The following is a 7,840-nucleotide window of genomic DNA, read 5'->3' as shown; positions in this document are numbered from 1 at the left end:
TTTGGTGGCGTCATAATTATAGTAAACGACTCTTTATTTTCATTTACATTTGCTTTAAAATATCCATTTTCATTCCAATATTTATATAGTTTATCTTCAAAGCTTTTTGGATCATAAGTTTTATCCAAGTTTTCTAACATCTTTTATTCCTCCTTAGTATTCCTTTATATAAAAATATAAAAACCCTTCGTCCTTATTGCGATTGCAATAAGGACGAAGGGTAATTTTCGCGGTACCACCTTAATTTCAGGACTCTTCCTGACTCTTTACTTATTATAAGGTTATAACCCTCTAGACTTAATAAATTTTTCAGTCTGGAAACTCAAAAGCTACCTTCAACATTTATTGCTTTAAAAATCTTTCAGCCAAGGATTTTATCTCTAAAAAAGTTAAATGTTTACTCCTCTTTTTCATAGTTAATTTTAATTTATTCATTTAATTATATAGATAATAAATAGCTTTGTCAATTAATCTCTTCTTTATTATTTCTCATACTTATATATATTTTAAGATAGTTTATAAAAGCAAAAACATTTAAAATTACAGTAACTATAAAAAGTATTTGGGATAGTTTATTCGATATATTAAATATCACAGATAAGGTTGCAGCGTAAAATAAAACTGTGGCTATTTTCCCATATATATTTGAAGGAACAACTTGTTTACCTTTAAAAAGATATAAAATTCCTCCACCTAATATCATAGCTATTTCTTTTATACCTATTATAAGTAAAATCCAATATGGAATTAATCCTTCTATAGTATAACTTATAAGAACAGCAAATATCATCATCTTATCAGCTATTGGATCTAATACTATTCCAAGATCTGTTATAAGATTATATTTTCTAGCAATCTTCCCGTCTAAAACATCACTTATCCCAGCCAATATAAATACTAATCCCGATAATAAAAATCTATTATCTAAGTTTGAAAAAAAGATAAAAAGGTAAATGGGAACTAAAAATATTCTAAATATAGTCAGTAAATTAGGTATATTCATACAAATCCTCCCCTCTCAAAATTATAATCACCTTTATTGTCTTAAGGAATAATATATCATATAGAAAACAGATTCTCTACTATAATATATTAAGGAGTGATTACATGTTACAAAATGCTAAAAAATATTTAATTTTACTAAGTTTATTGTTAGTAGTTTCTCTTACTCTTTTAGCTTGTACAAATAATCAAAATGAGGAAATAGAACTACAAGAGGTCACACTTATGGAGGTCACCCACTCTTTATTTTATACCCCACAATATGTAGCTATAACACAAGGTTTTTTTGAAGAAGAAGGACTTGAAATTGAACTTGTAAATGCAGGTGGTGCTGATAAGGTTATGGCTGCCCTATTGAGTGATGAGGCTGATATTGGCTTTATGGGACCAGAAGCATCTGTATATGTATACAATCAAGATAGAGATGACTATGCAGTTAACTTTGCACAACTTACACAAAGAGATGGTTCTTTTTTAGTTGGCAGAGAAAAAAATGATGATTTTACTTTTGACAAAGTAAAAGGTAAAACTATAATTGGTGGAAGAAAAGGCGGAATGCCTGAAATGACTCTAGAATATGTTTTAAAATCTAAAGGATTAGATCTTGAAAAAGACGTTAATGTAAGAACTGATATACAATTTGATGCAATGGCTGGTGCTTTTCTTTCAGGCGAAGGAGATTACGTTACATTATTTGAGCCAGTTGCAGCCGCTTTAGAAAAAGAAGGTAAAGCTCATGTAGTAGCTTCTATTGGTGAAGAAGGCGGTTATATACCTTTCACAGCTTATTCTGCAACAAAAGAAAGGATAGAAAATGATCCTGAAACCATACAAAAGTTTACAAACGCTATATATAAGGGAATGGTTTGGGTTCAGGAAAACAGTTCTGAAGAAATTGCCAAGGCCGTAAAACCTCAATTCCCAGATACTGATGATGATGTATTGGTAACTTTAATAGATAGATATAGAGACCAAAATAGCTGGACTCCAGATTTAATTATTACAGAAGAAGGATTAGATCACATGATGGATATAATGGAATTGGCTGGAGAATTAAACAAGAGACCTAATTACGAAGATATTGTTACAACTAACTTTGCAGAAAAAGCTATGGATAATTAATAAAAAACTTTGATTCCTAGGAATCAAAGTTTTTTATTGTCTTCTACTTTTAAAATTTTAAATATCAAATAGTGACATTATCTCTTCTTCACTTAGTTTAGATATTAGAGTCTCTCCTTCTTTTATTACTTTATCTATCATTTCTTTTTTCTTTTCTTGTAGTTTAAAAATCTTTTCTTCTATTGTTCCTTTTGTAATTAATTTAATTACTTGAACTTTATTTTCCTGACCTATTCTATGAGCCCTATCTGTGGCTTGATCTTCTACTGCTGGATTCCACCATGGATCAAAATGTATTACCATATCAGCCGAAGTAAGATTTAATCCTGTCCCCCCAGCTTTTAGAGATATTAAAAATACATCTGATTGTCCTTTATTAAAATCTTTTACAAGTTTTCCTCTTTTTTTCATTGGAGTTTGACCATCTAAATACATCATATCTATATCTATTTTTTCTAATCTTTTCCTTATTTCACTAAGCATGGTTGTAAACTGAGAAAATATTAAGATTCTATGTCCACTAGAAATTGCCTCAGATACTATCTCCTCTAAGAAATTTAATTTTCCACTACCACCATTATAATCTTCTAGAAACACACTTGGATCGCAACTTAATTGTCGCAGTCTAGTAAGACCTGCAAGAATTTTTATATGACTTTTATTATACCCTTTTTGACTTATCTCTTCACCTAAATTCCCTTTTATAGCTTGCAAATAAGTCAGATACATTCTTTTTTGTTCAATAGTCATATCAACAGATATCTTTTGCTCAATTTTATCTGGTAATTCCTTTAATACTTCTTTTTTAAGTCTTCTAAGTATAAAGGGTTTTATATGATTATTTAATTCTTTTAGTTTTTTATTATCATTTTCTTTTGCAATTGGCCTTTCAAATTTCTCTGTAAATTTCTTACTAGTTAAAAGATATCCAGGCATTAAAAAATCAAATATTGACCATAGTTCCGCAAGAGAGTTTTCCATGGGTGTACCAGTCAATGCAAAGTAATTTTTAGCTTTGATCTTTTTAACAGATTTTGCACTCAAAGATCCTTTGTTTTTTATATGTTGAGCTTCATCTAATACTACACATCTAAAATCTATATCTTTATAGTCGTCAACATCTTTTCTAATAAGTGGATAAGATGTAACTACAACATCATATTGCTCACAAATCTTAATAAGATCAGTCCTATGGGATTTAGTCCCTCCTATTATAATTGTACTTAAATCTGGAGCAAATCTATTTATCTCATCCTCCCAGTTATATACGAGCGATGTGGGAACTACAATTAAATTAACTCCATGTCCTTTTTCCTCTTTGTCAGACAATAAAAAAGCTATCATTTGGACTGTTTTACCAAGTCCCATCTCATCTGCTAATATACCTCCAAATCCATAATTAGAAAGTGATTTGATCCACTTAAACCCAAATTTTTGATAATCTCTTAATTCTGCATTTAAACTTTTAGGCAATTTATATTCTATATCATCTGGTTCTTTTATATCCATTACAAGCTTTTTAAAGTCAGTATTTTTCTTTATAAATTTTATATCTCTATCTTCTAAAAATTTATCTAAGTACATAGTCCTATACTTTGGAAGTTCTAGTTTGCCATAGTTAAACTCTTCTATATCAACATCTAAATAATCCATCATTTCAAATACATTATTTAATTCTTTGTTTTCCAAAGATAAAAAGGCTCCACTTTTAAGTTTATAATATTTTTTCTTCTCTTTTAAGGAACTAAACACATCCCCTAGTTCTAATATATCTATACCTTCTATGTTAAAGTCAAATTCTAACATATCTATATCTTTATCTATCTTAACTGCTCCTGAAAAGCTATCTTCTTCTATTAGCTGTATATCTTTAAATCCATCTGTATAGTAAATCTCAGAGTAGTTTTGAAGTTTAGGTATAACATCGTTTATAAAGTCAAATATTTCTTCCTCATCTTCTAAATAAAAGCCTCCATCTTCGACTTTGAAATCTCCTTTTTCAAGTAAGGCTAAAATATTTCTTTCTTTTTCCATATCTCTTAAAAGAATTTGCTCTTTATCATTTTCTTGTTTTTTCATTGAAGAAAATGGATTTATTTTTATGTTACCATAGTTAAATTCTACTTTCCCGTGAATTAGCTCTCCCTTTCTATCAAAGTAGATAATGCTTTCAAGTTCTTCATTATAAATCGAATCCTTAACCTTTTCATCTATTGTAAGATCTGTATGTTTTTTTATATTTAAAAGAATTTCAGATACAAAAACCTCCTTTAAAGATTCTTCTACTCTAATAGATTTTATATCCTTATCTTTTATTTCATTTATTATTGGACTCAAAATTTTTGATTGATATACGGGAAGTTTATACACGGTATCTTTATATAAAATATATCTACAATCATCATTAAGTGGAAGAAGTAATTCTTCTTCTACTAAACTTACTAATAAATCTTTACCTTCTTCTTCTATTTTAAATTTTAAATCTATTTTTCCTTCTACTACTTCAATATCAGTAAGTTTATGGCCATTTATGTCAATGTTGAAGCTTCTACCTATCATTAAATCAAGAAATTTCTCAAGTGTTTTTGAACTTAATATAATATTTTTCCCGCTAAATGTACTTTCATATCCTCTTTTATAGTAACTTACCCTATTCATATCATAATTTTCATATAATATAGTTAGAAAATTTATTAACTCTAAATCTTTATCATTAAAAGAATGATATTGAGGATTATAAGTAAATTTTTTCCCAAATTCTATTATTTCATCATTGCTAACTTGTGAGATAAAGTCACTTATTTTCCTTACTACATAAAGTCTATCCATACCTATTCTAAGATTTATATTTGAACTATATTCATTCCATTCATAGTTTATCTCAAGATTTATTTCTTCTTTATTTTCTTCAATCTCTTCATAAAATTGGAGAATATTTTTTATATTTCCTTGCGTTTTTTCCTCTTCTTTTTGAAAGTTTTTTATGTAAATTAATAAAGCAACAATATGTTTACAATCTCCATCATATTCCTTATAAGCCTTACAATTGCATTTTGAATCTTTTATATAGCCATCAATATTAAATCTTACCTCTGTTTTGTAAGTTTTATTTCCATATACATCCGCTACAAAATAATTATAATTAAAAGTAGTTCTAACATTTTTTACTTTTTTCTGTTTATAATAATCATCGCCTTTGAAGTAAGTTGTAGCCATACTAGTTCTATCCATTATATCCATTTGAGAAATATTATGCACACCTTCACCACCCAATAAAAGCTTTTATTTTCATGTCTCACCTTTCCATTATACTATAAATAATGTTTCTTTAAAAATCCAAGTTGATATATCCACTTATATATATTAGTTAAGTATATGAATTGTATTTATATCTTGACATATTTATTTAATTTTATTACATTTTACACCTTATATCAGGATAAAAAGTTCCTAAATCTAACTTTTATAATTAAATTTAGGGACTTTACCCAGAAAAAAATTCTATTGTACAATGTTAATTTAATATCTTTTTTGTAAGTTTAATATATTCAAGGTAATATAAGTTGCTCTACAGATAATCCTTCTGCTAATCTTTCACAATATGTTTTTGTGCATAATTTATATCTTTTAAAGATTTCTTTAGCCTTGGATTCATCACTATAAACTTTCCAAATACCAGCATATTTATAGTTTTGTCCATTATTTTCAATAAATCCTTTTACATCATTGAGTGGATATTCTAAAAACAATCCAATTTCATGAGGAAATACCTCATTTTCATATAATTTCTTAGATAGTTTATCTATGCAATTATTTGCGTCAAAATCAGTATATCCATACCCATATAAAAAGTTTCTTATATCTTTATTTAAAAAATCACTTACTAGTTTCTTAGGTCTATATACATATACTAAAACTCTATTAGATTTGTTTCTTAATATTCTTATATAGACACCTTTAGGATTTAATATTACATTTAATTTTTTTGTTTGTGTTTCCAATTTTTTTATACAATCAAAAGAATAGCTAAAAAGATTACCCGTTTTAATTCCAGCTAAAGTTGGAGAACAATGTCTAACTATAGTTAGTTCATGCATTTTAATTCCTCCAGTTATAAAATAATATTAGATTGGTTGTTAGTATCATTAGATTAACCATTTTATTTAATATTATTTAACTTTGTGCACTAAATTAAGTTAGTCTTTGGTAAATTTTTTATAAAATAAAGCTAAGTTATAAAATTTAAAAGTCACCTTTGTATTTCATGATTTGCTACAATAAAAAAGCTCCTTATAGTAGAATATTCTACTATAAGGAGCTTCTTTACTTGATGAAAAATTTATACATTTGTTTATCTAGGTATAAAACCTACCTTTTTATACACTTTTCTAAGCATCTTTCTAGCTTCATCAGAAGCTTTCTCAGAACCTTTTCTATAGATTTCTTCTAAGTAAGCTTTGTCACTCCTTAAAGCATTAAATTTTTCTTGTATAGGACTTAATCCATCTACTACAATCTCTTCTAAATCTTTTTTAAAGTCACCATATCCTCTACCTTCATACTTTTCTACTATAGTCTCTATTGTCTCGCCTGAAAAACTTGAATATATATTTAATAAATTTTTAATACCAGGCTGATCATCATTATATGATACTTCACCTATAGAATCTGTAACAGCTCTTTTTATTTTTCTTCTTATAGTATTTTTATCATCAAGTAGTAAAATATATCCATTTTCATCACTATCTGACTTGCTCATCTTTGAATTAGGATCTTGAAGGCTCATAATTCTAGCCCCAAATTCTCCTATTAAAGGTTCCGGTACCATAAATGTATCACTGTATCTATTATTAAATCTTTCAGCTAAATCTCTTGCAAGTTCTAGATGTTGTTTTTGATCTTCTCCTACTGGCACTAGATTTGTTTTATATAAAAGTATATCTGCAGCCATAAGTACAGGATAAGTAAATAAAGCAGAATTTAAGTTCTCTTCCGATCTCTTTGATTTATCTTTAAACTGAGTCATTCTATTAAGTTGACCCATATATGTTATAGTGTTTAATACCCAGGCAAGCTCAGAATGTTCTGGCACATGAGACTGTATAAATAAAGTAGATTTTTCGTGATCTATTCCACATGCCATAAGCAAAGCCAATATATCAAGTGTATTCTTTCTTAGATCTTTAGCTTTTTGTGGTACAGTGATTGCATGTTGATCTACTACACAATAGTAACAATTATACTCATCTTGTAATGTAGCCCATCTTTTTATAGCACCTATATAATTACCAATAGTTAAAGCCCCTGAAGGTTGTACTCCACTAAATACTATCTTTTTATCCATATAATCTCTCCTCATTTATAAATAAAGTCAATATATCTTTTCTATATGATACACCATCACAAGGATTTGTTCAATATTAACCACTTTTAAAATTAATATGATATAATTTCTACAAGGAGGTAGATATATGTCTAAAATTAAAAAGTATACAATAGCAATACTTAGTGTTGGCCTGCTTGGAGAGTTATATTTTTATCCTTTTCAAGGAGAGTTTAGGTTTTCAATAGGAGTTTTAGCCTTAAACTTAATACTTTTACTATATGATGATTTGAAAGAAATATATTTAGGAACATTTATAGCTATATTTGTTTTAACTTTAAGAGTAGCTATCAATCTTTTTTCAACTGATGCTATGATTTATGATATATTAAA

The 7,840-nt window shown here is 27.6% G+C and carries 6 protein-coding genes and 1 other annotated feature; of the genes, 2 read left to right on the top strand and 4 right to left on the bottom strand.

Annotated features, from left to right (window positions below; translation table 11 throughout):
- Positions 1-206: 206 nt before the first annotated feature.
- Positions 207-423: a binding site (T-box leader), on the bottom strand.
- 40 nt (positions 424-463) lie between these two features.
- Positions 464-1,003, bottom strand: coding sequence for a CDP-diacylglycerol--glycerol-3-phosphate 3-phosphatidyltransferase (gene pgsA / locus ACTHW2_RS08285; protein WP_442263476.1), 540 nt, complete (start codon positions 1,001-1,003; stop codon positions 464-466).
- A gap of 104 nt (positions 1,004-1,107) precedes the next feature.
- Between pgsA and ACTHW2_RS08280 the strand changes: the two genes are divergently transcribed.
- Positions 1,108-2,124 (top strand): ABC transporter substrate-binding protein, encoded by a 1,017-nt coding sequence (locus ACTHW2_RS08280; protein WP_442263475.1) that lies wholly within the window; start codon positions 1,108-1,110, stop codon positions 2,122-2,124.
- A gap of 57 nt (positions 2,125-2,181) precedes the next feature.
- On the opposite strand, the gene ACTHW2_RS08275 is transcribed toward ACTHW2_RS08280, so the two are convergent.
- The 3 genes from ACTHW2_RS08275 to trpS all read right to left on the bottom strand — a co-directional run bounded on the left by ACTHW2_RS08275 (position 2,182) and on the right by trpS (position 7,468).
- Complete coding sequence (locus tag ACTHW2_RS08275) at positions 2,182-5,364, bottom strand: DEAD/DEAH box helicase (RefSeq protein WP_442263474.1); 3,183 nt, start codon at positions 5,362-5,364, stop codon at positions 2,182-2,184.
- Between the two features lie 308 nt (positions 5,365-5,672).
- The gene (locus ACTHW2_RS08270) at positions 5,673-6,221 is read right to left on the bottom strand and encodes a DUF3793 family protein (RefSeq protein WP_442263473.1); all 549 of its coding nucleotides are present in this window, start codon (positions 6,219-6,221) and stop codon (positions 5,673-5,675) included.
- Between the two features lie 254 nt (positions 6,222-6,475).
- Positions 6,476-7,468 carry a tryptophan--tRNA ligase gene (trpS, locus tag ACTHW2_RS08265; RefSeq protein ID WP_442263472.1) on the bottom strand — a complete coding sequence of 331 codons (993 nt, stop codon included), beginning with the start codon at positions 7,466-7,468 and terminating at the stop codon, positions 6,476-6,478.
- Positions 7,469-7,595: 127 nt separating this feature from the next.
- Between trpS and ACTHW2_RS08260 the strand changes: the two genes are divergently transcribed.
- The coding region (locus ACTHW2_RS08260; RefSeq protein WP_442263471.1) for a hypothetical protein at positions 7,596-7,840 on the top strand (245 nt) is incomplete at its 3' end.

The sequence above is a fragment of the Tissierella sp. genome, from assembly GCF_052089545.1.
Taxonomy (GTDB): domain Bacteria; phylum Bacillota; class Clostridia; order Tissierellales; family Tissierellaceae; genus Tissierella_A.
The sequence above is the reverse complement of the archived record's forward strand: the minus strand, read 5'-3'. Positions and strand labels throughout refer to the sequence as shown.